This window comes from Paenibacillus sp. SER-28 (genome assembly GCF_052906305.1).
Genome location: NZ_JBRECM010000087.1, coordinates 1 through 258, shown reverse-complemented (window position 1 = coordinate 258; position 258 = coordinate 1). Strand labels below are relative to the sequence as shown.

Below are 258 nucleotides of genomic sequence, written 5' to 3'. Positions count from 1 at the left end.
ATCCCGGGACAAATCGAACCCGGCTGCCTTGTCCTTGCGAATAAATTCCTTCACATACGCGTCACGCTCCTGCTCATTCAGATGACGCAAATCTTCACATCTGAAACCAACATCCTTACGGCGGAAAATGACCTGCACAGGCTCATCCTGCCAACCGCTGATGAAATTAGCTCTAAATATTTCATGCCGCTGCGCCAAATGATTCAAGCTATCTTGGAAAATATCCGCTTGGAAGCGTCCGTGCAAATCAAAGGTCGT

General features: G+C 48.1%; 1 protein-coding gene. It reads right to left on the bottom strand.

The features are described 5' to 3' along the window. Positions 1-258, bottom strand: a 258-nt coding sequence (locus tag ACUYLD_RS25760) for a condensation domain-containing protein (RefSeq protein WP_446676249.1), incomplete at both ends; no start/stop codon positions are given.